This window comes from Meiothermus cerbereus DSM 11376 (genome assembly GCF_000620065.1).
GTDB lineage: Bacteria > Deinococcota > Deinococci > Deinococcales > Thermaceae > Meiothermus > Meiothermus cerbereus.
Genome location: NZ_KK211062.1, coordinates 125273 through 151865, shown reverse-complemented (window position 1 = coordinate 151865; position 26593 = coordinate 125273). Strand labels below are relative to the sequence as shown.

General features: G+C 62.9%; 25 protein-coding genes. 6 read left to right on the top strand and 19 right to left on the bottom strand.

Annotated elements, in window-relative coordinates; all coding sequences use genetic code 11:
* Positions 1-239 precede the first annotated feature (239 nt).
* The 16 genes from cas2 to Q355_RS16830 all read right to left on the bottom strand — a co-directional run bounded on the left by cas2 (position 240) and on the right by Q355_RS16830 (position 18132).
* A complete protein-coding gene (gene cas2, locus Q355_RS0114600; RefSeq protein ID WP_027878460.1) occupies positions 240-539 on the bottom strand; it encodes a CRISPR-associated endonuclease Cas2 in 300 nt (99 codons plus the stop codon).
* Between the two features lie 2 nt (positions 540-541).
* The gene (gene cas1c / locus Q355_RS0114595; protein WP_027878459.1) at positions 542-1561 is read right to left on the bottom strand and encodes a type I-C CRISPR-associated endonuclease Cas1c; all 1020 of its coding nucleotides are present in this window, start codon (positions 1559-1561) and stop codon (positions 542-544) included.
* Complete coding sequence (gene cas4, locus Q355_RS0114590; protein ID WP_027878458.1) at positions 1558-2208, bottom strand: CRISPR-associated protein Cas4; 651 nt, start codon at positions 2206-2208, stop codon at positions 1558-1560. The genes cas1c and cas4 overlap by 4 nt, the downstream gene beginning before the upstream one ends.
* A gap of 36 nt (positions 2209-2244) precedes the next feature.
* Complete coding sequence (locus Q355_RS0114585) at positions 2245-3303, bottom strand: putative CRISPR-associated protein (protein WP_027878457.1); 1059 nt, start codon at positions 3301-3303, stop codon at positions 2245-2247.
* Positions 3300-4295 (bottom strand): type III-B CRISPR module RAMP protein Cmr6, encoded by a 996-nt coding sequence (gene cmr6, locus Q355_RS0114580; RefSeq protein ID WP_027878456.1) that lies wholly within the window; start codon positions 4293-4295, stop codon positions 3300-3302. The genes Q355_RS0114585 and cmr6 overlap by 4 nt, the downstream gene beginning before the upstream one ends.
* On the bottom strand, positions 4285-4674 hold the full coding sequence (gene cmr5 / locus Q355_RS0114575) for a type III-B CRISPR module-associated protein Cmr5 (protein WP_027878455.1): 390 nt from the start codon (positions 4672-4674) through the stop codon (positions 4285-4287). Before cmr5 ends, cmr6 begins: the two co-directional genes overlap by 11 nt.
* A 2-nt stretch (positions 4675-4676) precedes the next feature.
* A complete protein-coding gene (gene cmr4 / locus Q355_RS0114570) occupies positions 4677-5471 on the bottom strand; it encodes a type III-B CRISPR module RAMP protein Cmr4 (RefSeq protein ID WP_027878454.1) in 795 nt (264 codons plus the stop codon).
* A gap of 2 nt (positions 5472-5473) precedes the next feature.
* Positions 5474-6604 carry a type III-B CRISPR module-associated protein Cmr3 gene (gene cmr3, locus Q355_RS0114565; RefSeq protein WP_027878453.1) on the bottom strand — a complete coding sequence of 377 codons (1131 nt, stop codon included), beginning with the start codon at positions 6602-6604 and terminating at the stop codon, positions 5474-5476.
* On the bottom strand, positions 6597-8066 hold the full coding sequence (cas10, locus tag Q355_RS0114560) for a type III-B CRISPR-associated protein Cas10/Cmr2 (protein WP_027878452.1): 1470 nt from the start codon (positions 8064-8066) through the stop codon (positions 6597-6599). The genes cmr3 and cas10 overlap by 8 nt, the downstream gene beginning before the upstream one ends.
* Positions 8063-9286 (bottom strand): type III-B CRISPR module RAMP protein Cmr1, encoded by a 1224-nt coding sequence (gene cmr1, locus Q355_RS0114555; protein WP_027878451.1) that lies wholly within the window; start codon positions 9284-9286, stop codon positions 8063-8065. The genes cas10 and cmr1 overlap by 4 nt, the downstream gene beginning before the upstream one ends.
* Positions 9279-10262 (bottom strand): type I-C CRISPR-associated protein Cas7/Csd2, encoded by a 984-nt coding sequence (gene cas7c, locus Q355_RS0114550; protein WP_027878450.1) that lies wholly within the window; start codon positions 10260-10262, stop codon positions 9279-9281. Before cas7c ends, cmr1 begins: the two co-directional genes overlap by 8 nt.
* A complete protein-coding gene (cas8c, locus tag Q355_RS0114545; RefSeq protein ID WP_027878449.1) occupies positions 10259-12106 on the bottom strand; it encodes a type I-C CRISPR-associated protein Cas8c/Csd1 in 1848 nt (615 codons plus the stop codon). The genes cas7c and cas8c overlap by 4 nt, the downstream gene beginning before the upstream one ends.
* Complete coding sequence (cas5c, locus tag Q355_RS0114540) at positions 12106-12849, bottom strand: type I-C CRISPR-associated protein Cas5c (protein ID WP_027878448.1); 744 nt, start codon at positions 12847-12849, stop codon at positions 12106-12108. Before cas5c ends, cas8c begins: the two co-directional genes overlap by 1 nt.
* A gap of 14 nt (positions 12850-12863) precedes the next feature.
* A complete protein-coding gene (locus Q355_RS0114535; protein ID WP_027878447.1) occupies positions 12864-16133 on the bottom strand; it encodes a CRISPR-associated endonuclease Cas3'' in 3270 nt (1089 codons plus the stop codon).
* Positions 16134-16253: 120 nt separating this feature from the next.
* The gene (locus Q355_RS0114530; protein WP_027878446.1) at positions 16254-17873 is read right to left on the bottom strand and encodes a tetratricopeptide repeat protein; all 1620 of its coding nucleotides are present in this window, start codon (positions 17871-17873) and stop codon (positions 16254-16256) included.
* A 70-nt stretch (positions 17874-17943) separates the two neighbouring features.
* On the bottom strand, positions 17944-18132 hold the full coding sequence (locus tag Q355_RS16830) for a hypothetical protein (RefSeq protein ID WP_156941942.1): 189 nt from the start codon (positions 18130-18132) through the stop codon (positions 17944-17946).
* Positions 18133-18501: 369 nt separating this feature from the next.
* On the opposite strand from Q355_RS16830, the gene Q355_RS16825 reads away from it, so the two are divergent.
* Both Q355_RS16825 and Q355_RS0114520 read left to right on the top strand, forming a co-directional pair.
* The gene (locus tag Q355_RS16825) at positions 18502-19041 is read left to right on the top strand and encodes a hypothetical protein (RefSeq protein WP_156941941.1); all 540 of its coding nucleotides are present in this window, start codon (positions 18502-18504) and stop codon (positions 19039-19041) included.
* Positions 19042-19285: 244 nt separating this feature from the next.
* Positions 19286-19657, top strand: coding sequence for a hypothetical protein (locus Q355_RS0114520; protein ID WP_027878445.1), 372 nt, complete (start codon positions 19286-19288; stop codon positions 19655-19657).
* A 1-nt stretch (position 19658) separates the two neighbouring features.
* Here the strand turns inward: Q355_RS0114520 and lysS are convergent, their stop codons facing one another.
* The 3 genes from lysS to Q355_RS0114505 all read right to left on the bottom strand — a co-directional run bounded on the left by lysS (position 19659) and on the right by Q355_RS0114505 (position 22337).
* Entirely contained in the window at positions 19659-21164 is a 1506-nt protein-coding gene (gene lysS / locus Q355_RS0114515; protein WP_027878444.1) for a lysine--tRNA ligase, read from the bottom strand.
* Positions 21165-21274: 110 nt separating this feature from the next.
* Positions 21275-21748, bottom strand: a complete 474-nt coding sequence (locus Q355_RS0114510) for a GreA/GreB family elongation factor (RefSeq protein WP_027878443.1) — start codon at positions 21746-21748, stop codon at positions 21275-21277.
* 223 nt (positions 21749-21971) lie between these two features.
* Positions 21972-22337 carry a hypothetical protein gene (locus Q355_RS0114505; RefSeq protein WP_027878442.1) on the bottom strand — a complete coding sequence of 122 codons (366 nt, stop codon included), beginning with the start codon at positions 22335-22337 and terminating at the stop codon, positions 21972-21974.
* Between the two features lie 204 nt (positions 22338-22541).
* On the opposite strand from Q355_RS0114505, the gene Q355_RS0114500 reads away from it, so the two are divergent.
* The 4 genes from Q355_RS0114500 to Q355_RS0114485 are packed head-to-tail and all read left to right on the top strand — an operon-like array spanning position 22542 to position 26570.
* Entirely contained in the window at positions 22542-23018 is a 477-nt protein-coding gene (locus tag Q355_RS0114500) for a MarR family winged helix-turn-helix transcriptional regulator (protein ID WP_027878441.1), read from the top strand.
* Complete coding sequence (locus tag Q355_RS0114495; RefSeq protein WP_245597603.1) at positions 23015-24349, top strand: TolC family protein; 1335 nt, start codon at positions 23015-23017, stop codon at positions 24347-24349. The genes Q355_RS0114500 and Q355_RS0114495 overlap by 4 nt, the downstream gene beginning before the upstream one ends.
* On the top strand, positions 24346-25347 hold the full coding sequence (locus Q355_RS0114490; protein WP_027878439.1) for a TolC family protein: 1002 nt from the start codon (positions 24346-24348) through the stop codon (positions 25345-25347). The genes Q355_RS0114495 and Q355_RS0114490 overlap by 4 nt, the downstream gene beginning before the upstream one ends.
* Positions 25347-26570, top strand: coding sequence for an efflux RND transporter periplasmic adaptor subunit (locus Q355_RS0114485; protein WP_027878438.1), 1224 nt, complete (start codon positions 25347-25349; stop codon positions 26568-26570). The genes Q355_RS0114490 and Q355_RS0114485 overlap by 1 nt, the downstream gene beginning before the upstream one ends.
* Positions 26571-26593: the final 23 nt, after the last annotated feature.

The following is a 26593-nucleotide window of genomic DNA, read 5'->3' as shown; positions in this document are numbered from 1 at the left end:
GGTTTCAATCCTCACTCGAGCTTTCGCCCGAGTGCAACGGCCTCATTCTAGCGTGCGTGCTGGACGGGGTTCAAGGGGGGGTTTGCGCGAACCCCCCCAAAAGTGCTTCCGACGCGGGGTGGCGCGGGGTGAGGCAAATGCGGGTTTTCAATGTCCCCTGGCCGATTTCTCGGCTTGCGCGAACCCCCCTGGGTTTTGGCACTTGCTTGGGGTTCGCGCAAAGCAAGTGCCAGGGTGGGCTAGACCACCAGTGGATCGTCGAAGTCGGTGTAGCGGTCTTGGCCGTGTACCCGCAGGCACTTTTGGCGGCCTCCGGGTAGGGTGTAGATACGCAGGCTGTCTTTGTCGGGCTCGATGATTTTGAGCAGCTTGGCCTCCAGATCCTCGAGCTGCGCTCGCGTAACCCGGCACTCAAATACCGACATCTGCACCCGCTGCCCAAAGTTTTTGCAGACCTTGGCCACCCGGGCCAGTCGGGCCTGGCCGTCGTCGGATGTAACGTTGACGTCGTAGGTCACCAGAATGTCCAGGCGCTCCATGCTCACCTCCCCACAAAAGGCAGATACTGGGGCAGGTCGCCCCGCAGGTAGCGGGCCAGCAGGCGGGCCTGGATGTGCGGCAGTGTGCCTACTGGCACAGGCTCCTTGAACAAGGGGTGCTGCACGGTCTCTTGCCGGCGGCTCTGGAAGGCCGTAATCACCACCTTGCGGCCCTCCTCGCCCAAGAGCACCGCGCCACCGGGGCGGGCCTCAAAGTGTTCGGGGGTGAGCTGCTTGCGGTTCAAAAGCGATAGGGCCAGCCGGTCGGCCCACCAGGCCCGGAACTCTTCCATCAGATCGAGGGCCAGGGCGTTGCGTCCGGGCCGCAGGGCATGCAGAAAGCCCCCCTGGGGGTCGAGCCCTACGCCCTCCAATGCAGCCGTGCACTGGGTGGTGAGCAGGGCATACACAAAGCCCAGGAGGGCATTAACCGGGTCGCGCGGGGGGCGTTTGTTGCGCCCACCGAAGCGGAACTCGCCCGAGAGCAAGAGGTCGCCAAAGGCGGCAAAGTAGGCGCTGGCGGCGCTGCCCTCGAGGCCCCGCACCTCGTCCACCGTTCGAGCCTGGGGAAGTTGGCGCAAAGCGGCCTCGTGCTCGGCCAGGGCGCTCACCAGGGCTTCAGTTTCGCCTCGCTCACGCAGCGCCCGTTGCAAGACCAGGCGGGCGTTTTTTAGCTTGCCCTCCACAAAGCGCTGGGACAGATAAAGGCGGCTTTTGGGGTCGTCCAGGGCGCGGTACTGGGCCTGCCGCAACAGCACATTGCCCGAAACCGGCCCGCTCAAACGGCCAAAAAAGCGGCCCGACTCGCTAAACCAGCTCACCTCGAGGCCCTCCTCGGCGCAGCGGGCCAGCAAAAAGGGCGAGATCAGCACATTACCAAACAGCGCCAGGCCTCCCAGGTGGTGCAGCGGCACGTTGCGTAAGGTTACGTCTTCGTGCTGGATGCGCAGGGTATCGCCCTCGAGGCGCAGGTACACGCCCTGGGTCTGGATGTATAGGGTGTTCAGAAGCTCGCTGGTCATGGCTTTAGGGACTGCCAGGCCCGCAGGGCCTGGAGCACCTGGGGCATACATACGGCCAGCAACGAGCAGTGCTTGCAGCGCTCGTCGGCAGCGGGCGAGGGCAGGCGCCCTTGCTGCAAGAGCTTACGCAGGGCGCTGATGGTAGCCAGGGTGGCGGCCCGCAGCTCGGGGGTAAACTTCACCTCGCGGCGGCGCTGACTGGCCTTGCTGAACAAAGCCCCCTCCATCACGCTCTGGCCGAACATCTCTTCCAGGCACAAGGCCTGGGCGCAAAGCTGCACCTCGGCGGCTTGGCGGGCCAGCTCGCGGGGCCACCGCTTGCCCACCTTGTACTCCACCGGGTAAGGCCTGCCTTCCACAAACTCCACCACATCGGCCCGACCCGTAAGCCCCAGCCGCTCCGACCACAGCGGTAGCCCACGCTCCACCCAGACCCCTTCGCGCAAGAGCCCTTCGGGGATGTCCACGTTCTCGTGAGCGCGCGTACCGCGCAGGGTGAACTCGTTGTCTTCCCACTCACCCTCGAGCAGAATCAAGGCTGCCCGGCGGGGGCAGTAGGTGTACTGGGCCAGTGCACTCAGAGGCAACGGGTCAGGTTGGGGCGGGGTGGGGGTTATATCGGAAAATACATCGTCCGAATCGTCCATTCCAATACCTCCCGTATTGCGTCAGCTTATTGGGGCCTAGCCCTCCCAAAGGGTGAAATCCTGGGGCGGGTAGTCGCGCCAGTAAAAGCCTTCCTGGCAAAACTTCTCGTACTCGGGGCCGTGGCGGGTCAGGGCAAACACATACAGCTTGCCCTCCTTTTCGGCGTAAAAGAGCCGCTCATCCACCTTGCCTTTGGGGTAGCCCAAAGCATCGCCCCCGCCGCTTTTGAGCTCGCTGATGAGCGCGCGGTTGGGCAGGCGCAGGCGCTCTAGCAGCTTGCGGTAGCGATCCTGGGTGGCGGGCTCGAGGGCCTCCAGCGAGCGCCGGGCTTTGTTGGAAAGATAGACTGGAACGCTCTGGGCTTGCTCGAGCTCGTTCTTGAAGGCTTCCAGGTAGGCTTCGCCCAGCGGCGAGAGGCCCAAGTAAGCCTGCCCGTCCAGCTCGAACTCCTCCAGCAGCACCTGGGCCTCCTCCGGCAGCAAAGCGGCCCTGGGCTCAGCTTCGGCCTTGGGCCGCAGCCCACCCTCGCCCGCGCTCAGCCACTCGAAAAAGTCGGCGTACCAGACAAACAGGCTGCTGTCCCAGCTAATAGGTGTAGGCGGAAGGATGGCAATTTCCCTGAACTGCTCGTGAATGTAACAGACCGGAACCTTGAAGACCAGCCCCAGCACGGTGGCGTAGGAAATCTCGGCCTTGAAGCCCCCCGTGGCGTTGATGATCACCTCTTTCTGCTTCCGGGCCGCCTTGCGAATCTCCCCTGCCAAAGTGCGTACAAAGTTTTTCAGGCCATAGTCCACAAAGCCCTGGGCCTCGTAGGCTAGGCCGGCAATCTCAACCAGGCCGCAGGCCACCCCCTGTTGCCGCCAGTATTCTTGTAGCAGTTGAGCAGCCTTGCGGCCTTCCTCGGTGGCGCTGTGCAGCAGCACAATTTCGTCGCCCGGCTGGAGGACGCGCAACAGCGAGTTGGTCTCGGCGCTGGCCTTTTTGGGGTCCTGGGCCAGATAACGCAGGATTTCCTGATCCGAAACCAGCCCGTCCCGCTTGGCGTTGATGAGGAGGCTGGTGCCGACGGTGGTGAGGATGACACTGCTCAAGACTGTTCCTCCAATAACTGCTGGATTTCTGCGTGCTGTGGGTTTTTGCTGGGGTTCCAGACCTTCCATTCCTGCAGGTGGTGCCGCAGGGCTTCCAGGGTGGGCATACGCAAAACCGTGGGCTTGCCGCGCAACTCCTGCAGGAAGTAGTTCAGCTCGCCACGCTCGTTGGCGGGCTTGATCCTGTCGATGCGGTTTTTGTACTGAGCCAAAAGCTCGAGGCCCTGCTCGTACTCGGACTTGGGCCGGGGGGGTAGTTGCACCGCGAAGTAGCCGTAGCCCGCATTAGTCTTGCCCCCTAAGCCCAGGTTTTCCAGGCCCCACTTGAGCAGCGCGGCGGCAGTGTGGAGCCAGACCTCGGCGAGTTGAGAACTGCTCGAGAGGGCGATGTAAAACTTTACACCTGGTTTTACCGATAAGAAGCTCACCGGATTGGGGTCGTCGAAGTCGCTGGGCCAGGTGTCGTCGGCACCGCGCTTGTTGTAGTAGTCCTGGTGGTGCACGGTGATGACGTCCTTCTGGAAGGGCTGGGCACTGGCCGGATCCAGCCAGCCGTCCCAGTAGACCAGGTGGGCGGCGTTACCCTGGGTTTTCTTTCTGGAGTCGGGGCCTTCGCCCAGCAAAACTGCTTTCTCCTGCGGGCTCAGGCCAAAGCGGTCGGCAGCCCGGCGCACTAACCCCTTGAGCGCGCTGCCCGGCAGATAGGGCATAGCGTAGGTGTGGTGGATGGTCAGGCCGTTTTCTAGTGGGCTGGCATTGCCCAGGCCGATGGCCAGGGGAGTACGGGTAGTGGCCTCGAGGAAAATTGCTCCGGGAAGAGCAGTCTTCCAGCGCTCGAAGGCCTCTTTGTAGGCAGGGCTGATGGGGGTCTGGGTGATGATCTCGATCAGCTCCCTGGCGGCTGCTTTCTGCTCATCATGGGCACGCAAATAGCGTTGCAGGGCCAGGCCTGCGTTGGCGGGTGGGGGAAGGTTGAGACGGCTAGCTCGCATAATCTTCACCTGCTTTTACCTTGAGTACGCTCACTGTAAAGCGCTTGAAGTACACCCAGGCGTCCAGTACCCGCCGGGTGTGGTGCATATAGGTTGGGGTCGGTACCGACTGTAGATGCTCCAGTAAGCTGCCCTTTACGCCAAGAATGACCCCGACGTGCTCGAGCAATTTCTGGTGCGCCCTGGCCCGGCTGCCCTCGCCGTTGGCCTTGTCGGCGCTGAAGGCCACCGCCTGGCACAGCCCGCTCTGCATCACCATCACCGGGAAGTTGTGGCACAGACCGCCGTAAATTCGCTTGAGTTCGGGGTCGGCCCCTTCCAGGCTGCCTACCAGATCCAGCGCCAGCTTCATGTCTTTTTGGCTCCTGGTTTGGGGCATCTTCACGCTTGCTCACCCCCTAAGCGCCGCAGCAAACCCCGGCCCACACTGGCTTTGCCACCAATCTGAAGGTAGGGGTTCTTGTCCAGCTCGGCAAAATGGGCTTGGTCTTTGGCGATGGCGAAGCTCGAGAAGATCGCCTCGGCAGGGATGGCTTCCTCGTACCACAGAGCCCCGTTGGCTACAGTCTTGGTCTCGCTTTCCAGGCGTACTCGAGCGATGACCTCGAGGCCGGTCTGGCAAAAGTAGCCAAACACATCGTTGCTGACCAGGGCAAAACGCTCAGTAAAGTAAGGCTCCTCTTTTCCAAAAACCACCTGGCTCATGGCTTTAGCCAACGCTTCAGAGGGGCCCTTTACCTGTAGGTCGATGTCCTCCAAAATCACCTGGTTGTTGTGCTGGATGGCACTTCCGGCTAGGGCCTGCTCGCCCTCTACGTTTGCCAGGGGCAAGTTAAGCGGCCTGCCCAGGGCCGCCGCGTCGCGCTCCAAACGCTGCAAGACCAACGGACAGGTAATGAGGGCAAAGGTTCCAGTATACGAGCGCACCGGTAGCAACAACAAGCGGGCATCGGTGAGGGTCAGCTCGCCCATCTGCTCGAGCGAGCCAAAAATCTTATTGGCCGCCTCATCACTGCGCCCGTCGCGCAACACCCCTTTAAGGCTGCTGGCCGGTATCACCGGAAAACCCGTGGCCGCCTCGCGGGCTACCGGAAGGTCAATCACGCTGCTCGAGTCCTGCCCGGTTCCGGGGTGCACCGGCGTAAGGGCCTGCCAGAAAATCGCTTTTGCTTTCATGTTTAGCACACTCCCCATAACGCAAGACCAAAACCGTCTTTGCGGTCTTGTTGGTGGTCACTGACCGGGCGCAGCCAGCTTTCCAGCAACCGGCTGGGGTCGCCCTTTTCTATCTCAAAGAAGTACACACTGCCTGCCGGAACCATCCAGCGCACAGGCCGGGGCTTCCGCTCGCGCAGGCTCCAGCCGCTCACCGGCTCACGCCGACCTACCGCTGCGGCCACCAGCTTTAGCCGAACCGTGCCCACCCCTGCGGGCAGGTTCATCTGCCCGAACTTATCCAGCCAGCCCGGCCTCCAGCCGCCCTCAAAAAGCGCCGGGGTAGCCAGCACCATCCGCACCCTGTCCCCGGCCTTGAGCCTGGCGAAGGCTTCGTTGATTTCAGCGGGGCAGTCGAACCAGTGTTTGCTTAGCTCGGCATTGGGGTAAGCCGACACCCGCACCGGGCGGGCCTCACCCCCCAGGTAGCCCAGAGGTTCGGGCTCCTCCCCCTCGGACAGCTTGACCCTGGCCCGGATGCTCCAGGGGTGGTACTGGCTTTCCTCGAGACTCTCCAAGCGCCTATACGTTACGCTGTACAGCACGCCTTCGTTGGCCTTTCCGGTGGCCGGGTCGATGCCCACATGTATGCGAGTCTCCTCGGGCAAGCCCCCTATCTTCTGGGGCACCACCTCCTGGCCCAGCAGCCAGCAGGTCAGGTCGTCTGCCGTCCAGAAGTTGTAGCCGCTTTCGGGCTTGATGTCCTCGGTCACCTCGAGGGGCAGCAGCCCCTCCGGCAGGTCGCACCCGTGCCCGGCCTCGAGGGCTTTGGGCAAAAGCCGCATCACCTGCAGTTTCTCGTCTTTCTTGTAGATCACCGCGTCGCGTGGGGCGGGCAGCACAAACTGCCCCCCACGAACCAGCAGCGGCGCACAGACCTGAAGCCCGTGCAGGTTTTGCAGGGCTTGGGGGTCGTCGAAGGAGAGGCCCCGCCCCTTGCCTACCTGAGTCCGCACAAAGCCCGCCACCGTGCTGGGCAAGGGCAAACTCAGGCTCCGGGCGGTGGTCTCGCTGCCCTCGGCAGCAGCAAAGGGCCGCCCGTCGCGCCAGAGCAAGGGGGCTATAGCTTGGATTTCCAGCACACGTTCAGGCACGGGACACCTCCGGGTTGTCGTCGGTTTTGATGCCGCTTAGGAAGCGAGCAATCACCAGTTGGTCGGCATAGTTGAGGAGGTCCTGACGGGACTCAAACAAGGGAAGCCGAAGGTTCTTGCGCTCTTTGCGGCCCAGAATGCGCTCGGCCTCGGCCTGCAAATAAGCCACGTTCATCCCGTCCTGCCACGCCCGGCCCAGCTCCCGCAGCTCGTAGGCCAGCCCTTGCGTAAGGTCGCCCTGGGCAAAAGACTGAAGCAGCTCGAGCCAGCGCAGGTTGTCCCAGCGGCGCACGACTGTAGTGGGTACGCCACCGCGGGTGTGCAGGGCCACCGCCAGCGCATTGCGGCCCCCGTTTTTGGCGGCTTTTTCGGCCTCTCTGGCGTTTTGCAACGAGATCGAGAGGGGTTCACGGTAGTGCACCACGGCGATACCCGCCGAAAGGGTTCCGCGTACCTGGTAGCGAAAGGCTTCAGAGAGTTCTTGTGCGCAGGCGATGGCCTGGTTTACCGGTAAAAAGGCCAGCACATCGTCGCCGCCAGAGTAGACCATAAAGCCGCGGTACTTCAGAACTATCTTCTGGGCCTCGCGGGCGAAGCCGTCCAGTGTTTTGGAAAGCGCGCGATGGGCATCGGGGTTGTCCTGGCGACCAATTAACTCACCCATGCGGTCGCCGTCGGCTACCAGGATGGCCAAGTAGGGCTGGGGCTCCTGGATGTGATCGTCGTCCTCACCGTAGCGCTCGTCAGGTTCTGCTTCTGGCCTCCAGGAGCGCCGGGCCATGGTGCGGGTGTCCACCACTTTGTCTGAGTTCAGCACCCCATAGCAGCGCTTGAGCAAGGAGACGGCGTCCAGGTGCTCGGTGGGCTTAATGCGTAGGGGGCGGTACGAATCGTCGGGTAAGCGCACGCTCGCCTTTGCCCATCGGCGGGGGTCTATGACCGCAGCGCGGGAGGGGTCGAGGGGCGACTTGGGCACCCCGTCGTCGTTTTGCCATGTGGGGGCAAAGTCGCGCAGGGCTTTGCGTCCGGCCAGCAGGCGTTCCACGGCCTGGCGCTTGCCGCTGTAGTTGCTGCCGTCAAACGGAACCCAGGCCGCGTAGAACTCGAGGAGGCTCCCCAGTTGTTCTCGGGCCCGCTCTAGGTTAATCAAGCTGCGGTGCTCAGCAGAAAGCTCTTTGACGGTCTCTTGCCAGAGGCGCTCGAGCTTTTCCTGCGCCGCTTTTTGGGCCCCTTCCGCCAAGGCTTTGGGCTCGCCCTCGACTTCGGCCAGAATCTTGTTGGCCCCGTCGGCATCTTTATCTGCCGGGAAGATCAGTTTCGCATTGTTTTGGTGCAGATACTCTGCCACGGCCTTACTCAGCTTTTGTAGAATCTGCGAACCCGCGTACAGGTCGGCGGTGCGCCTTGCCGCAGCGATGAAGTCTTGTACGGGGCCGATGGAGATGGAGAGCAGGTGGCTCATAGGCGCACCTCCACAGCAAAGCCTTGAATTTGGGCAGCGATGCGGGCCGCCTCGAGGGGGTCGTCAGCGCCTAGCGAGTCCAGCACGGGGTCAAAGTCTGGCAGCTGCAACGCAAGTTTCTGGTCACCGATTTTGATATCTTCGGGGGCAGGCGCTTTGAGAATCACCATCGCAGGCCGTACATTTCCGTCAGCAAAGGCTATGGGCTTCAGGATGACCGGCGAGGCCATGCGTTTGCCCTGCTTGTGCACGGCCTCGAGGGTTCCGCTAAAGCTATTCCCCAGGCGCTGGTAGACGATGGGCAGCCCCAGGTAAGGTTTTGCTAGGGCCACCTGTTCCTGGTCTTTGCTCAGGGCCAGGAGGGTTTTGTGGTCGCGCCACTTACCCCCGGCCATTGGCGTGTAAGGCATGGTTTCTCCGGTCTGAGGGTCTTCCACAAAATGCCCCTTGCGGAAGCGGGCCCAGAAGGATCCCAGCTCGCGCCAGGCTTTGTGGCCCTTATAGGGGTCGCTGGGGCCCGGTTTTCGGGGCTGGCCCAGGCAGACCACTGCACCGGCCAGCAGGGTGTGCGCCGGGTTCTCTACGGGCTTTTGGGAGAACCAGTCTTTTAGCTGCTCGGGTTTGTTGGGTAGCCACATTGGCAGGTCAGCCGTAACTTCCAAAGCCCCCACACCCCGCCGGGTACGAGCCCCTACGCCACCAAAGGCAATCCAGGCCCGCAGGGCACGGCGCAGGTGCTCTCTTTCGGCATCGGAGAGGTTCAGGGTTAGCTCGAGGCTAAACTCCACCCACTGCAGCCCGCTGGCTTCGGGAATACGCTCGGTTTTGTTTTCGTTGAATGGGTGCAGAAAAAACTTCTCCAGCGGGCCGGTTTTGGCGGTGCCTTTATCCGGGACAAGCTCCGACGGTTTTACCAGTTGACCCGCGGCCTGCTCGAGCACGCGAAGGGCCACCTTGCCATACCGCTCTGCACTACCCCAGATTTGTTCCTCCGCCTCGAACAGTTTCTCAGCACTCGTGTACTGCCCCCCTGCCGTAGCCCGCCACCAAAAGCGCAGATGCCCGCGCACGCTGGCCGCCCGCACGGGGTTTTCGGGGTCTACCTCGCGCGGGGTGGCGCTGCCGCCAAACATGGGGGTGATGGTCTTGAGCTTGAGCGTCCAGGTCTCCAGGGTAGGTGTTTTGAGTTCGGGGGGTGAAATGGGAATGGTTCTAGGCATTGGCTCCTCCCATCCAGGCGTCGAACTTTTCCTCATCCCACTGGTCCAGCTCGAGCATCACCACCCCCTTGGGGAGCTTTTGGGGGTCGGCCACAATCTGGTAGTCGGCAAAGCTGCGCGGGGGTTTGCTTTCGTCCAGCCGCCGAACCGAGACCACCTCTCCCAGGTCGAGCAGGCGGTGGGCCGGGGCGCAGCCCAGCAGGGCCTGGCGCTTGTTTTGCTCGGCGTTGCCTGGGTCGCCGTTGCCCACGTGCTTGAACAGGTAGAGCCGGCGGGTAGCCATATGGCCTTTGCTGGCGCTGCGGTCGTGCTCAAACATGTTCAGGAGGGCTTCCACCAACAGCTTCAGGTCGGCCTGGCTAAAGCCAGTGCCCTGGGCCAGGTGGGCGCTGATGAAGCCTTTAGCCATATACAGGCCATAGGCCACCTGGCTTTTGCGCCCCATGGTGCGGAGCTTGTCCTCGGGCTGCCCTGCCTCCCAGCGCAGGTAGTCCTCCAGGGTCTTGGCATTCTTTACGTCCTCGGCCACGGCTCCCCGCGTGATGCTGAACTCGGCGGGAAAGATGGGCTCGAGGCTTCTGGCAAAAGTAATCTGCACCGGCCCCCGCACCTGCCCGGCGTTGGCCCCGGTGCTCATCACCGCGCCAAAGGTGCGCACGTCGAAGAACTTCTCGCACATCCAGCGGCGGGCCGCCTCCACTTTGTCTTTGGTCTTGGTTCCGTCAAAACCGCCAGTCTCCACATGGGCCTCAAAGATGGGGCGGTTCAGGTTGGTTCCGTGCTGCACAAAGATGCTGGCCCCGGCGGCCTGGGCATAGTTGCGGATGCGCCGCTTGAGGGCTACGTCGCTCACCAGGCCGTGCCCGTCCTCGGGGTCTATGCGGGGGGCGTTGCCGCTGTCGGGGTCGCCGTTGGGGTTGCCGTCTTTTACGTCGAAAAACAGCAGAAACTCGTAGCGGTTCTGGATAGGGGTCATGCGTTCTCCTTTTCCTGGCTGGACTCGGATTTCTTGCGGCTAAAGGCTAGTTGCTGGTAGTAGCCCAGGGCAAACAGGCTCTGTTCTTCTAAGCTCAGGGTGCGGGGCAGGTTCTTGCCCAGGGCCTTCCAGACCTCGGCCAGTTGGCTGTTGAACCAGTAGGCCAGGCCGGGGGCGTCTTTGGCAATCTTGGCCAGGTGGTGCTGCGAGAGGCGGGTGAGGCGGCCCAGCACCAGCGAGGGGGTGCTGGAAGCAGCCCCGTAGTAGCGCTGGATCACCCCGGCGTTGATATCGGACTCGCTGGCGGCCTCCTGAATCTGGGCCAAGAGGCACATCAAGCGGCCACAGTGGTAGGCCGGGCTAGGGTGGTTCAGGTCGAGTTCGGCACTCATGCGGTAACCTCCTTTGCGGTTGTGGTAGGCCTTTAGTAGCCCCATGCGGGCGTAGATGCGACCCAGGGCGGCAGCATCGGGTTTCTGGGCATTGAGGGCTTCGCCAAATGCGCCGGTCATCACCTCGGCGGTGTGGGTCTCCATGATTTTGGCTATGGCGGTATAGGGGATGGGCAGGCGGGGGTTCAAGGCTGCCCGCCAGAGGGGGGTCTGGAGCTGCTTGATGGGTTTGAGGTAGTCGTCGAAGTTCTGCTCAGGGGTTTTGGGCCGCTGGATACTCAGGAAAAGCCGGTTCAGGCCAGGGGGCGCGGCCAGCCGCTCCCCATCGCGTCGCACCATAGCCAGATCGGAGAACCAGGCCTCGACAGCGGTTACGAAGTCCTCGAGCCGGCCCGTCTGCCAGTCGCGCAGCATCACCCGGCCCGAGGCTGGGCTCATGGCGGCGGCAAAGAATCGGGCATTACGCAGGTTGGGCGGGGCCTGGCCGGTTCTGAAAGCCTGCAATACCGTGCGGGCGCGCTCGAGGGCCTGTAGCTCCTCGGCCTGGCTGCTGGGGGCAAACAGCTCACGGAAGAAGTCGTCCTCCTCCGGGATTTCCTGGTCGTACCAGACCACCACCTTCATCTCGCCCAGGGTTTCGGCTTGCTCCAAAAGCGCATCCAGCCCGGCCCGGTAGGCGTTGGCGGCCTGCTCCTCGACTGCGGCGTTCTCGCCCTGCGAGAGGCTATACGACTCGAAGGCTTCCTTATCGTAGGTCACCAGGGCATGGCCGAAGGCGCTCCCGCCCAACTTGGTCACCTTGGGGTGGGTGGACGCTGGGGTAACCAGCTCGCCGGTGGCAAAGGAGGGCATGGCCCCGCTGGCTTCCGGCCTGGCAAAAGCCTGGGCCCTGAACCGCCGCCACCAGTCGTGCCAGTCGGGGAAGTCCAGCACGCAGCGGTTCTGGACGAAAAAGGTGATTTTGTCGGTGGGCTTGAGCTTTTCTGTGCCCTTTTTTTGGGCCTGGGCCTCGAGCTTTTGCAAAAAGGCCTGCAACTGCGCTGGGTCGGCAAGCGCCTGGGCAATGGGCTGTAGCAGAGGTATGTCCTTAGCGGCTAGCTCCATTAGCAATCGGAAGGTAGCTTGCTTTTGCAGGTTTTTGGCGTGCTCCTGGGGCTTCTTGACCATCCCCTGGGCGTCGCGCTCGGCCAGGCCAAACACCACCGCGCAGGTATCGGCCAGGAAGTGCGCGGCCTGTTCGGCCTCGTACCCCATGGCACGCAGTGCGCCAGGCATTCCAATCATCTCGGGCTGGGAGAGGTCGGGTGCGGTTTTGCTCTGATCCAGCGGGATCAACTCGGTGAACCGCCCATCGGCGCTCACCCCTGCCAGCCAGCGAATCTCTTTGGTGGTAAAGCCAGGTTCGGCCCCCAGCCCTTTCTGCTGGGTGTAGGCCACCAGCTGCGACAGCATCACGTACCTCCTTTCCTGACCAATGGGCTTTGGTAGGGCGGCACCTCGAGCACCCCCTGCACCACCTCGGCCTCGAACAGGCTGATGTGGGGTTTTTGGCCTTTATCGGGGCGCAGCGGCCCACCGGGGCGCGCAAGGTCGAAGACGTCGTAGAGCATCCAGCCGATTTTTTCGTTGTAGGGCACGGGCTTTGCTGCCTCGTCCTCTGCTAGCCGGAAATAGCCGGTAAACTCGCGACAGCCCAGGTAGGGCTGGTAGATGCACTGCCCGGCACGGGCCCGCCTTTGGAAGCTGTGCTCAATCTTCTGGCGCAGGGCGTGGTCTTCCTGGTAGAGCACGGCATGGGCGGTCAGGCGGTAGTGCACATCCTTGAGGGCCATGGTCTGGCGCTGGGTGCGGCCTTTGGTGTCCTGGCCGGTGTCGTCGCGGGTGGCATCGGCGTAAAGGGGCTCAAAGCTGGCGGGGTCTCTCATCCAGCCCTGGATGCTCCGGACGCTGGCCTTCTCCTTGACTTCGTTGCGCATCAGGCTGATGTAGCGCACCGGCTTGAGCAGCTCGATGCGGCTTAGCTGCCAGTACATCAGGGGCTTTTTGTTGTGGGGGTCAAAGTCTAAGTAGATGGCGTCGAAGATGCCCCGCGCCGCGCTGGGGGTGATAATGGGGTAGCTAAAGCGCTCTACCTTGAACTCGGGCCTTGTAAAACAGGCCAGCTCTCCCCAAACCTCGAGCACAAAACTTCGCATCGTGCCTCCTTTCGTCAAACCACCAAACCCAAAGCCCCGCCCTCCTCCGGGGTGAAGCCCAGGGCGGAGTCGTAGAGGGCTCTGTCAGGGCAGAGGAACCAGTCGGGGGCCTCGCTTTTTTCCCGGCCATAGCGCAGGAAGACGGGCTCGAGGTAGGGCGGCACCCCGTTTCTGGGCAAATAGTGGGGCACCGCGTAGGGCCGGGCCTGGCGAATCCAGGCGGCACTGATGCCCTGGTCGCGGGCTTCTTGCATCAGGGCCAGGGCCTCGTCGTTGTAGGGCACCACCACGTTGACCGCCGGGGTCTCGATCAGGCGGTAGTGCCGGGCCAGCTCGGCGTAGTTTTGGGTCTGAATACAGCGCTCGATCTCTGGGTCGGTTACGACTCGGAGTCCGTAAAGGCTCTGGTAGTAGCGCTGCACGGTCTGGGGCTGGTCGAGCTCGAGGCCCCCTTCGGCCTGCAAGGTTTTGGTGAGCTGGGCGGCCTGGGCATAGGCCCGGTCGGGGTAGCCCTCGTCTTCGGGCAGAAAAACCACCAGGCGGCCCTCCGGGCGCAGGCCGTGCCGGTTGATGCGCCCGGCGGTCTGGGCGATGGCCTCCAGAGGCCCCAAAGCCCGGTAGCCCACGGGGAAATCCAGTTCCACCCCCGCCTCCACCACCTGGGTAGCCACCAGGCGGCAGGGGGCCTGCTCGCTCAAGCGTTGCTGAATCTGCTCCAGCACCGCTTTGCGGTGGGCCGGGCACAGCGCGGTGGACAGGTGGTAGAGCCCTTCCTGCAAACCCTGCGCCTCGGCCTGGCGAAAAAGGGCGTGGGCCTGCCGCTTGAGGTTCAGCACCACCAGGGCCTGGGAGTCGGCCTTCAGCAAGGCGGCCAGGTGGGGCCAGGGGGTGGGGTTTTTGAGCCACCAGTCAAGCTGCACCCGCTGGCTTTGCGAAAAAAGCGCATTTGGGTCTGGCACCATCTCCTGCGGCTGCCAGCCCTGCGGTTCGTTTTTCTGCACCTGTTTGTGCAGGGCCTCGAAGGCAGGCTGGGTGGCGGTGGCGAAGACCACCACCGCGCCGTACTGGTCGCTGGCCAGGCGGGCCAGGGTTTTGAGGGTGGGCACGGCTAGGTGGGTGGGCAGGGTCTGCACCTCGTCGAAAAGCAGCACGCTGCCCGCCAGGTTGTGCAGCTTGCGGCAGGCGCCGGGCCGGTTACTGTGCAGGCTTTCCAATAGCTGCACGCTGGTGGTGAGGATGATGGGGGCCTCCCAGTTCTCGGCCAGCAGCCGGCGTTCGCGCTCGAGCAAATCCTGCTCGTCGCTTAGCCCTTTGGAGAGGGGCCGGTAGGCCAGGCTGTGGTCTTCCAGGATGTAGTGCGGCCCAAACTCGGCAAACAGTGCGCGGTAGATTTTGGCGGTCTGGTCGAGGATAGAAAGATAGGGCAGCACCACCACAATCCGGCGGATGCGGGGGTCTCGCACGGCGCGCCCCAGGGCGAAGCGCAGCATGGCCAGGGTTTTGCCCGAACCGGTGGGCGCGGTAAGGGTGAAGAGGCGGCCCTCCTGCTGGGCGGCCTCCTCGCAGGCCTGGGCCACGGCCTGCCGCAGTTTGCGGGTTTTTTCGGGGACGGCAGGGTTGTCGGCCAGCTCAGCCAGCCGGGCCTCGAGCCGCTCCAGCGCCACCGCGGCCTGCAAGGGCGGGGGTTGTGGGCGCAGCAGCTCCGGGCCCAGCAGGTGCCGCTCGGTGTCCAGAAAGTCGGCGTCCACCAGGGCCGAGAAAAGCATCCGGGTATCGAGCATCTGGGCCGCGTTGAACTGGTACTTTTCCTGCTCTGGCTGGGGCGGGGGCAGCGCCAGGCCGTCCTGCAGCAAACGCGCCTTGAGCTGCTCCAGGTTGGTTTCGCTCAGCCGCAGTTCGGCGGGGATGCCCTGTCCGCCGCGCTTGGGCAGGTCCATCTCGCGCAGGCTATCCTTGGCCCCGCTTTGCAGCCCGATATGGTGGCCCTGAATGGCCAGGGCTACCTCGGGCTGGCGCAGCTCGAACAGGGCCACATGCGCCCCCGCCGACCAGTGGTCGAGGCCTTTTTCCTTACCCTCCAGCCGCCGCTGGAACAGGTCGCCATATTTGCCCAGGTCGTGCAGCTTCCCCGCCAGCTCGGCTTTCTGCGACGCACTGAAAGGGGCGGCTTTCTGCGCCGCCAGCCGGGCTACCTCTGTGGCGTGCTCGCGCAGGGTCTGCCAGCGGGTGCGGTCGCGGTGGGAGTGGGCCCAGTAGACTTTGGGCGCGCTTTGCCATTGGGGGGAGTAGAGCTCCAGCACCTGTCGGGCTTCGTGCAGCCAGGCTTGCCGCAGGCTATCGGGCTTTAGCACCTCCACCCGCGGCCCCCAGCTTTGTATCCAGGGAAGCAGCTCGAGGGGGAATTGGTTCTGATCAGTGCCGACGGTAATTTGAACGAGAGTGCTGCCACCCTCGAGCTGCTCCAAAATTTGCAGGTTGGGGTAACCCCCCTCCCGGATGCGCTCGCTGGCCTCCGGGCTGAAGCGAAGCAGTACCTCAAGCGGCTGCTGGCTTGACACAATGCCCCAGGCGCTGGAAAGGTACTGGCCGGGGTCGAAGTCGTCGGGGATGGTGTAGGTTTCGTCCAGCAGACGGGGGCGCTGGATGCGCTCGAGCTTGTAGGTTTTGAGGTTGTCTAGGTAGTGGATGCCCCGGCCATACAGCCGGTCCTTGCCGATGAGGTAGACCGCCATGTTGGCGCGGGAAACCTCGATAAAGTAAGTCTCCAGCTCAACCTTAAACGTCCGCTGCTGTGGCATGCGGTATTCGAAAGCCACCACCCTGCGCTCGAGCCAGCCCTGGGTGAGGGTCTCGAGGTTGGCCCCGCTCAGGCTGGGGGCGCGCTCGGCGAGCGCCGAAATGCTTTTGAGGGCCAGGGTCTTGAGGGGCTCGGGCAGGTGCTTAACCAGCTTGCGTAGCGCCTCCTGATAGGCCCTGTTGCTGCCCGGCGAGTGGTGCGCCAGCATGCGGGTAGCGATAAAGGCCACCACCGTTTCGGTCGGGCTAAGTTGCTCCTGCACCTCGATGTGGTAGGTGCTGCGCAGGGTGTCGTGTACGAAGCGGAGCCCCAGTTGTGCGGCCAGGGCCTTCACTTCGTTCAGGTAGTCGAAGATGGCCCGCTCGCCCAGCCCCAGCTCCTGGCGCAGTTTACCGGGCTTCCAGGGCTTCTGCTGCAACAGCTCCAGCAGCCGAAGCAGCCGGAGGGCCTTGTTCTGGTGGTAGCTAAGGTCGTGCGGGTTGAGCATACCTGACTTGACGCACCAACCTTAGCAAACCCCCGTCCAGCGCTCGTCCATTTTTCAAAATTCAGCCCACTTGTTGTTAGAAAATATGAGTCTACTCTGCTCAATAAGCCGTGCCATGGCCTACACCACCAGCCACTGCTGCCGCCACTCCTCCACCCACTCGCTGTAATAGCCGGGCATAAAGATTTGGGCCGGGTCTTCGGCGGTGGGGAAGGGGTCGCCTTTGGGCTCGAGGTCGCAGATCCACTCGGCGCGGGGGTCGAGGCGGTACACCCCGCCACAACTTTGAATGCTTTCTTTCCAGCCCAGGGCCTGGCGCAGTTTCTCGATGTTCTCCCACAGGGCCTTGCGGGGGTTTTTGCTGTGGGGTTTGCCCAGCCGATCCACCAGCAGCTCCAGGCTGGCCTGCTTGCCCTGCACCAGCATGAACACCAGCAGCTCACCCATCTTGCTCACTGCCGGAATGGGCACCGGGCGACCATTCACCCGCACCTCGAGCCGCCCAAAAGGCTCTACCTCCACGCGAAAACGCTCGGTCTGGGGGGCTAGCCCCCGCATCTGGGCCAGCGCCGGAAAGCAGCCCAGTTCTTCCCGAACCCACAGGTTTTGTGGGTCAAGCCCAGCCAGCAGTTTTTGGGCCTGCGGCAAGTTACCCTGGCGGCGGGCCAGCTCGGCCTCCACCACCTTCAACACCACCTGGCCGCGCTCGCTCAGCTTGCGCTCTTGCCGCAAGGACTGAAGCCAAGGAAGGCTTTTGAGCACACTTTCTTGCTCCCCCAGCATCAGGTGGGCGGCGGCCAGGTCGGCCTCGAGCCAGACTTCTTGGGGCTGAAGCTGCCGGGCCTGGACGAGCTTGGGCAGGGCCTCTTCCACGCGCCCCATCAGCCGCAGGGTGTGCCCCCAGCCCCACAGCGCCGAGTGCTTGTCGCTGGAATCGCTCGAGAACCTGAGGGCTTGCCGGTAACTATCCAGGGCGCGCTCCCACTCCCCCAGGCCCCGCCGCACGGCCCCGAGGCCCATCAGGGCCTGGGCGCGGAAGGCCCGGGCGGTTTCTTTGCGGCTAAGTCGCAGAGCTTCCAGCAGGTGCTGCTCGGCCTTGTGGGGCTGGTCGTTGAGCATGGCAAAGCCCAGGTTGTTGTGGGCCCAGGCCCGGTAGTAGGGGTCGTGCTCGAGGTAGGCCAGGGCCTCGCCCCAGCAGACCACCGCGGCACTCCGCTTTCCCAGGTGGTTTAGAAACCACCCCCGATCCAGCAGCATGCGCCCCAGGGCACTACCTTGCAGGTAGGCCCGCGCCTGGTCGAACACCTCGAGCCAGTCGGGCGCACCCGTCCAGAACAGGGCCTCCCCCTTGGTGCGGTAAAAGATGCTCCAGTCCAGCTTGGTCGCAGGGGCGGCCTCCTCCAGGGTATGCAGCGCTTGTTGGTACTGCCCCTGCCGAACCTGGGCCCAGGCCTGGTACACCCTCAGGGCGGGGTCTGGGGATTGGGGGGCCAGCAGGCGCAAAATTTCCTCGGGCTGGCGCGCACGGCAAAGGGTTTGCACATACAGCCGCCTGGCCGTGGGGTGTTGCATGAGGTCTGGCGGCAGGTTCCGCATCCGGGCCAGCAGCTCCTGGGCCTGCTGATGGGTGCTGCACTGCTCAAAAAGGCTGTGCAAAAGCCCGAGGGAAGGTTCGTGATGTCCTGCATCGAGCAAAGCCTGTAGGCTCAGCCAGACTTCTGGGGGCAAAGGCTTTGACACACCGCCATCTTACCTGTAAGTAGGCCAGCAGAGGGGCGTTTAACCCCTCTGCCCGGCAGTTTTGCCAGGCCTAACCCCCAGTGCCCAGCTTGGGCCGATCGTCGCCTTCTGCGAAGCTCGGCAAAACATGCTGAGCCGGGCTTGTCAAAAGCGGCACCGCCAGCAGCAGCACCAGCAAAAGCGCTGCCACTGCCTTAGCCCAACCAAACTGCCCAGAGCCGATTACACCTGGATTGAGTGTGTGAGGTTTCGTTTTCACACCCCCAGGCTCGAGGGGGGTACTGCGCGATTTGTGCAGGGTGGTGTACCCTATGCCCTAAGAATCTGCGCGAACCCCAAGCAAGTGCCAAAACCCAGGGGGGTTCGCGCAAACCCCCCCTTGAACCCCGTCCAGCACGCACGCTAGAATGAGGCCGTTGCACTCGGGCGAAAGCTCGAGTGAGGATTGAAACTTCCAGGCGCTCCCAGTGCTGCCTAAACAGGGCTGTTGCACTCGGGCGAAAGCTCGAGTGAGGATTGAAGCCCTCGAAAAAAATCGGTTCGGGGGAATTGTAAATTTCTGTAATGCTAAGCAAAATCAACTGGTCAAAAGGTAATAGCCGTGCAACAACCGCACAAGGAGAACATCATGAGAAAAGTAATTGGTGTTATAGCTCTACTAGGCATCGGGCTCGTTGGCTGTGCGCCAACTGCTCTTTATGACGTGCGTGAGGGGTCGAAAGTATGGACTATGACTGTTGATGGTCATCTCATCCGCCCCGATACAGCAGGAACCTTTACCTACAAGACTTCCGAATATGAAATGACATTGACTTTATACCGCACTATAATCGCCTTTACTCTGGTAAATCTTTCAGACAAGGTATTGCGACTGTCATGGGACGAGAGTGCGATGGTACTTTCTGATGGGAGGAGTTCGCGGGTTGTGAACGGCGGAACTACCTGGGGCGATCGCAATGCCCCTAAGCCACCTTCTATAGTACCCCCAAAAGCTAAGATTAGTGATGCATTTTACCCTTTGGCAACAGCGTACTTCAGCAATGGGTGGAACTTTGAACCACTTTTTGATTACCCAGTTTCGAAGGAAACTAACATTCGCATATCTGTAGCCCTTACGGTTGGTGATCAACCCCAGCGTAAAGACTTTCTGTTTACAGCAAAACCATGACCCCGTTTTGCTTTTCCCTGCATTATTGAGGCTCCCTCCCTTTGTTCGTCGCAAAAGTCAGAATGATTCACCATAGATTTGCCGTGGCAAGCGCAATTTAACTCGGCAGCATACCTGAAGTTGCACTCAGGTGAGAGCTCGAGTGAGGATTGAAACGGTGCGTACCAACTCGTGCACTACCGGCGCAAGCTGGCGTTGCACTCGGGTGAAAGCTCGGCCATGGAAACGGGATTATCATCGAACCATGAACGACAAAAGACTCAACCCCCTACGGCTTGCCCTTTTGCTGGCAATTGGGGCCTACTTTGGGTACCTATTTTTGCAGCCAAAACCTGGTGTACAACCACCCGGCGCGCCCAGCTCAGCGGCACAACCAGGCTTGTCCGCACCCTCGAGCCCGCCCTGTGCCGCCCAGATCGAACAGGTGGGCCTGAGCCTGGGCGAGGTGCGGTTGCGGCTGCGGGGTGCGGCAGAGCGCATAGTGGTATTTACCGAAGCGGGAAACGTGGTGGCCTCTACAGCAGAAAGCGGAAGCGCCGGGGAGTACAGGGTACGTACGCCCGGCGCGGCGACTGCGATTCAAATAGACGGTTGTCCGGTGCTCAATCTGCGCTAGGCTACTCTTGGTCGGCGGACTCCTCGGGTTCGGCTTCTTTGCGCGGCTTGAGCAGGGGGAACAAGATCACATCGCGGATGCTTTCCTGGTTGGTGAGCACCATCGCCAGCCGGTCTATGCCCAGGCCCAAGCCTGCGGCGGGGGGCATGCCGTACTCGAGGGCCAGCAAAAAGTCTTCGTCAATTTCGGGCTCTTCCTCGTCGCCGGCCTCGCGCCGTTTGACCTGCTCCTGGAAGCGGGCACGCTGGTCGAGGGCGTCGTTTAGCTCGGAGTAGATGGGCGAAATCTCGAATCCGGCCACAAACAAATCGGCCCGCTCGGTCAGGTTGGGCTTGCTGGGGTCGCGGTGGCGCTTGACCAGGGGGCTAATGGCCAGGGGCACGTCCACCACATAGGTGGGCTGGATCAGGGTGTGTTCCACGTAGTGCCCAAACAGCTTGTCCAGCAGCTTGTAGCTGGGCACGCCGCGCAGCGCGGGGTGATGCTGGTCGGCCCAGGCTCGCAGGCGATCTAAGTCGGTGGGGTCGAAGTCGAGTCCGGCTTTTTCCTTCAGGGTAGTTACAAAGTCTATCCGACGGAAAGGCTTGGCAAAGTCGATCAGGTGCTCGCCGTAGCGCACCTGGGTAGTTCCAAACAGGTGCTGCACCAGCCCCGAAAGCAGGTCTTCGACCAGGGCCATCATGTCGTTATAGTCCGCGTAGGCCCAGTAGGCTTCCAGCATGGTGAACTCGGGGTTGTGCTTGACCGAGATGCCCTCGTTGCGGTAGTTGCGGCCAATCTCAAAGACCTTCTCGAAGCCACCCACCAACAGACGCTTGAGGTGCAGCTCGAGGGCGATGCGCAGACTAAACTCGTGGTCGAGGGCGTTGTGGAAGGTCTTGAAGGGTTTGGCCTCGGTGCCGCCGGCAATGGCTTGCAGGGTGGGGCCTTCAACCTCGAGGAAGCCGCGTTGGTCGAAAAAGTCGCGGATATAGCGCAACATGCGGCTGCGGATGCGGAATACTTCGCGCACCTCGGGGTTTTGTATCAGGTCGAGGTAGCGCTGGCGGTAGCGGGTTTCTACATCGCGGATGCCGTGCCACTTGTCGGGCAGGGGATGCAGCGACTTGACCAGGGGGGTAAACTTCCTGACCTTGATGGTAATTTCGCCGGTCTTGGTGGTGAAGACCGTGCCCTCTACCCCCACAATGTCGCCAATATCGAGTTTTTTGATCAGGTCGTAGTGCTCGGTGAGGTCACGGGCCAGGTAGAGCTGAATCCGGCCTGTGGCGTCCTGGATGTGGGCGAAGCTGGCCTTACCCATGTGCCGAAAGGTCATCAGGCGGCCGGCTACCCGAACCTCTTGGTCGGGCCACTCTTGCTGGGGTTCTGCGCCGGCGTGGCTGGCAAGAATCTGGGCGGCGTCGTGGGTTTTGGGGAAGCGGTAGGGGAAGCGCTCGAAGCCGGCTTGCGCAAGGGCCTCGAGGTTGGCTAGGCGTTGTTGGGTCTGTTCGCTGTATTCGGGCATAAGCACATCCAGCTTATAGAGTCTAAGCGCGGGCAGGCTGACTTTGTCAAATTTGGCTATAGCAAAAAACGCCACCAGCCTGCACTGCTGGCGTCTAGCTTATCGGGCAACTAGTGGCGAATGGATTCTATCTTGAACTCTTTTTTGCCTTTGGGGGTCTCGAGCGTCACCCTGGCCCCCACCTTCTGGCCCAGCAGGGCTTTACCCAGGGGGCTTTCGTCAGAGATTTTCATGGGGTGCTCGAGCACGCTGGCTTCGGCGGGGGCTACCACCTGTACCTCCATGTGGTCGCCCTGCTTCGACTTCAGGTTGACAACAGCCCCCAGTGTTACCACGCTAACTTTGGTGCCCTCTTCCTCCATGATTTGCGCGCGCGAGAGGGTGTCGGTTAGCGAGTCGATGCGGGCTTCGATGCGGGCTTTCTCGCGCTTGGCATCTTCCAGGCCCGAGTCGTCGTAATCGTCGGAAGACTCCATGAGTTCTTGCAAAATGCGCGTGGCATCCTGGAGCCGGGCCCGTTCTTGCTCAAGTTCGGCCACCAGTCGTTCGTATCCCGATTTTGTTAACTTGACTTCGCGTGCCATCCAGCCTCCTGGGGTAATGTTGTGGCGCTCCGAGTATGTTTTACTCCCACTGTGTTGATTCGAGACCGCTTGTTTTGGTCATGGAAGAGGCCCGGCATTGCCGAGCCGAGCCCAACTGTCTGCCTTCCTATGGAGAACAGCTTTAATAGCCTGCTCCAAAGGAGGCCGCCCACCGGTGAACAGCCGCGCCAGCGGTCTGTCCCAAAGGGGATCGTCCACCTGCTCAGGGTAGTATACCCCGCAACAGGATTTCTCTCAAACGCCCAGGCGGGGCCGCCCCCGAGCAGCTTTCGGTGTCGCGGCATAGGGCCACATAGCGAAAGCGGCGGCCATCCTGTCCCACCCCAAAGCGAAAAAACTGTGCGGCTGTGCGGGAAACGTGCCGCTGGCAGGCCTCGCAGATGATGGGTGTGGTGCTGCCGGAGGACTCGAGGGGCTCCAGCAGCAGATGAAGCGGGCTTTCCTCGATGTGCACCCGCCCATCTTTATCGCGGTAATAAAGCACTTCCCCCGGAGGCAACAGCTCCGGGGAAGTTCCAGGGAACAGCTCTAAAATCAGCTCCCGCTCTTCAAAGACCTTTTCCCCCATGTTGCTAGTAGCTTACCATGCGCTGACACATAATTTTGAGCTCGCTTAACCCCCGCCAGGTCAAGCGGGCGGGGGAGAGGCTAAAACAAATTCGGGCTCTAGTATAGCCCAACCTGCGACGCCTTAGCGGGTCTCGATGGTGTTGTTTTTGTGAAAAGTGTAGCGAAGCTCGCTTTCCTTACCCATTAGTTAGCCTAATATTTCATGCGTATGAACTTTGCCCTGGACGAAACGCTGGACGAGCTGTGGCGGCTGTCCACCCACCTGGTGTGGCAGATGCGGCTCGACCAGCAAAAAGCCTTTGCCGGACTCGGAATCTCTCCGATGCAGGCTTTTGCGCTGATGTGCATCTCGGAGGGAATCGATCAGCCCTCGAGCCTGGCCTTCGTGATGGATGCCTCGCCGCCTGGGGTATCGCAGCTTCTAACCGGCCTTGAGGAGCGCGGCCTGGTGCGGCGGCAACTGGACGCCAGTGACAAACGTAAGGTGCGCATTTTGCTGACCGAGCCTGGGAAAGATTTTTTGGGGCAGATGCGTGAACACTGGCGGGCGGTTTCGCGTGAGCGCTTTGCGCGCCTGAGCCAGGAGGAGCTCAATATGTTGACCGAAAGCTACCGCAAACTCATTGACGCCAGCCCCGGCAAGGGCATGGCCTCCTACGAACAGGTGGTGGAGCCATGAACAAACCCCACAGCGCCCAATTTGGCACAGTGGCGGCCAGGTCGGCAGCTCTCATCTGGATGGCACTGGCTGTGAACGGGCTGGCCCAGGGGTTCTTTGCCCCGCTGGAAAGCCACCCCTCGCTGCTACAGGCCCGTCTGGGCCTCGAGGCGGCCCAGGCCCAGCTACGCGCTACCTTGAGCCCGGTGAGCTTTCAGGCCCAGGGGGGGTTCTCGTTTTTCGAGGTTACGCCGCCTCCTGGCGCGCCTACCTGCCCCAACCCGCTCAACCCGCAGTGCGCCAGTCTGCCCAGCGACGGGCGGCAGATAACCCTGGGCCTGACCTTTACTCCCTTTCCCTTTGGCGATGTGTCGGACGCAGCCAACCAGGCCGCTTTGGGGGTTGAGCAGGCGGCCCTGGGCTTGCGGCAGGCCCGTACCCAGCTCGAGGCCCAGGCGGTAGAGGCGGTTTTGCGGGTGCGTCTGGCCGAGACGGGGCTCGAGGTGGCCCGGCTTGGGGTGCAGCTGGCTCAGGCCAACCTCGAGGCCAGCAAACTGCGCGAAAGCCGCGGGGCCGCCAGCCCCAGCGAGGTGCGCCAGGCCGAGGCCAGCCTGCGGCAAGCGGCCCTCCAGCTCTCCGATGCCGAGCGCAACCTGGCCCTGGCCCGGCAAAGCCTCTTTGAACTGATTGGTCAGGGAAGCGCCGCCCCACCCCGCCTGATTGTGCCCAGCCAGGGCCTCCCGCCCCAGGTACGGCAGGCCGAGCTACAGCTGGCCAACGCCCAGATTGCCTACGACCGGGCTTTGCGGGGGGTCTTGCCGGTGGTGCAGGGCAGCTACACCCGCAACACCTCCGACAACGATTCGCTAACCCTCTCCATCAACTCCCGCACCCTGCAACCCACCCTTAGCTACACCAACCAGTCCCAGGGCCGCAGCGCTCCCCAGAATCGCATCGTGGGCACCCTGCAAATCGGGCTCTCGGCCAACATTGCACTTGGTGTGGCGGATGCCATCGAAGCAGCCCAGAAGCAGGTAGACGCCGCCCGGCAGGCCCTCGAGGCAGCCCGCCGCAACAGCAAGCTCCAGGAGGATTTGCTGCGCTCTTCATTGCAAACTGCCGAGCAGAGCCTGGCCAACGCCCTTCAGGCCCGTGCTGACGCCGAGCGCAGCCTGGCCGAAGCCCGCGAGCGCGAGCGGCTGGGTCTGGTGAGCCCGCTTTCCTCCCTCCAGGCCGAACTGGCCCTGGCCCAGGCCCGGCTCAGTCTTGAACAGGCCGAACTCAACCGAACCCAGCGAATTTTGGATCTGTACCGCTACTTTGCCCTACCCCTCAGCGAGGTGAACCGATGAAAATGGCTGTTGCCAACCTTCTTGCACAACTGGCCCTGCTCCTGACCTCCTTTACCCTAGCCCAAGGCCCAGGCCTGACCCTCGAGTCCGCTTTAGCTAAAGCGGTAGAACAGGCCCCGGTGGTGGCAGCTAAAGCCGAACTGGACGACGCAAAAGCCAACCTGGGGCGGGTTTTGTCCGACCCCCTGCTAACCCGCCCCACCCGGGTGCAGGCCGAGCAGCGCGCGGCGCTGGCCCAGGCCAGCTATGAGCGCTCCCTGGCCCAGGCCCAGAGCAGCATTGTGGCGAGCTATACCCAGGTGCTCGAGGCCCAGCTGCAGGTGCGCTTGGCCCAGAAGGCCCTCGAGGTGGCCGCCCGTGGCCTAGAGATTGCCCAGATTCGCCAGCGCAACGGCTCCGGCACGGCCCTGGACGTCCGCAACGCCCAGAACCGCCTGGACGATGCTAAGAGCAACGCCAGTCGGGCCGAAAATGGGCTGGCCCTGGCCCAAAGCTCGCTGCGCAGCCTGGTGGGTGCTTTCAATGCCATAACCCCCCTGCCCTCCCCGCCGGCCTTGCCTGAGGCCAGTGTGTTGCAAGGGTTGCTGGCCAAGAACCCCGACGTTTTGCAGGCCCGTCAGCGGGCCGAGCTGGCCCAGCTCCAGGTCGAGCTGCTGGATCCCAGCTATGCAGCCAGGGCTGATATAGACGCGGCCAGGTCGAGGGCCGAACAGGCCGTTGCGGGTGCGAAGGAAATTGAGCGCGGCCTGGCGCTGCAGTACGACTCCCTGTACCAGAACCTCCAGGCTGCCGCCAGGTCTTTGGCGGTACAGCAGGCCGCCCTGGCCAATGCCCGTGAAGCCCTCGCCAACGATAAAAAGCGCCTGGAGGCAGGTCTGATTAGCCAGGTGACCTACCTCCAGACCGAGCTTTCTTACACCCAGGCCGAGCTGGCCGCCCAGCAAGCCCTGGGGAACTACTTCCGGGCTTACTACAGCCTGCTGGCGGGGGGTCGCTGATGAACCAGGCCGCATACAGAACCTGGCTCTGGCTGGGGCTGGCGGCGCTGTTGCTGGCTGGGTGTGGGCCGCGCCGCGCGACCCAGAGCGAAAACCCCGCTTCGACACAGAGCGCTGTCTCCCGCAGTGTCAAGGTGCGGGTGGTGCAGCCCGAGCGCGGTGCTTTGACCACCGTGCGTACCGCTGGGGCTACCCTGTTGCCGGTGCGGGAAAGCCAGGTGGGGGCCACGGCCTCGGGCAAGGTGCTGGAGGTGCGGGTGGCCGAGGGCAGCCGGGTCGTCCAGGGCCAGGTGGTCTTGCGGCTCGACCCTGCCAACGCTCAAACCGCCTTGCGTAACGCTGAGCTGGCCTTGGAGCAGGCCCAGGTGAACCTCGAGCGGGCCCAGCGCTCGACCTCGGGTTCTCTGGCTCCCCTGCAGTCCAGCCTGGAATCGGCCCAGGCCAACCTCCAGGTGGCCGAGCGGCGCTACGTGGAGGGGCAACAACTCTTCAAGGCGGGGGCCATCTCGCAGGTTGAACTCACCGGCCTCGAGGCTGCCTACAACCAGGCCAAAGCTGCCTTCGACAACGCCCGTGAAAACCTGGCCCGGGCCCAGCGGGCTTCCAGCGAAGACCTGGCCCTCTTGCGCCTACAGGTGCAGCAAGCCCAGAACCAACTGGCCCAGGCCCGGCGAGCGGTAGCCGACACCGAGGTACGGGCCCCTTTTGCGGGGGTGGTGGCGGAGATTTTTGCCAACCCCGGCGAGTTTGTGAGCGCAGGGCAGCGGGCTTTCCGGCTGGCCGATACCTCGAGGCTCGAGGCCACCTTCCGCCTGCCCCCCGAGGAAGCCGCCGCGTTGCCGCTGGGCAGCAAGGTCGAGGTGCTCTACGGGGGCAAGAGCTACCCCGCTACCCTGCGCAAGAGCAGCAAAGTGCCCGGCACCGATCGCCTGGTCGAGCTGACCGCTCAGGTCGAAGGCGACCTGCCCCCCGGGGCCAGCAGCCAGGTGCGCTACACCCTCACCCTGGCCCAGGGCAGCCTGCTGCCCGCTGGCGCTTTGCGCACCGAGGGCCGCAGCACCTACGTGTTTGTGGTGCAGGAGGGCAAGGCGGTACGCACCCCGGTGCGGGTGCTGGGCGATACCGGAGCCCGGGTCGCGGTGGAGGGGCTGGGCAGTGGACCGGTGGTCTTTCCGGTGCCCTCGAGCCTCAGCAATGGGGACGCGGTGGAGGTGGTGCAGTGAGCACCTTGTTTAGCACCCGCATG